The 387-nt window shown below is 61.2% G+C and carries 1 protein-coding gene; it reads left to right on the top strand.

Annotated elements, in window-relative coordinates; genetic code table 11:
* On the top strand, positions 1 to 387 hold a 387-nt coding region (locus tag B2W52_RS05895), incomplete at both ends, for a glutamate synthase-related protein (protein ID WP_286801894.1).

The following is a 387-nucleotide window of genomic DNA, read 5'->3' as shown; positions in this document are numbered from 1 at the left end:
TCACCATTGCCGGTATGAGCTTCGGCGCGTTGTCTGCCAATGCCAAGGAAGCATTGGGGCGTGGCGCTTCGGAGGTGGGGACATCAACCACCACCGGCGATGGCGGTATGACGGCAGAGGAGCGGGGTCAGTCGAAGAAGCTGATATATCAGTATCTGCCCTCCCGCTACGGTATGAACCCGGACGACCTCCGCAAGGCGGATGCCATTGAGGTGGTGCTGGGACAGGGCGCAAAACCCGGCGGCGGCGGTATGCTGCTGGGCCAGAAGATCAGTGATCGTGTGGCCCAGATGCGGACACTGCCCAAGGGGATTGATCAGCGCTCAGCCTGTCGTCATCCGGACTGGACAGGACCGGATGACCTTGCCATCAAGATCCAGGAACTGC

Origin of the sequence: Marinobacter sp. UBA2498, from assembly GCF_002341575.1 — a bacterium.
GTDB classification, from domain to species: domain Bacteria; phylum Pseudomonadota; class Gammaproteobacteria; order Pseudomonadales; family Oleiphilaceae; genus Marinobacter; species Marinobacter manganoxydans.
This window is presented reverse-complemented; position numbering and strand designations above follow the sequence as displayed.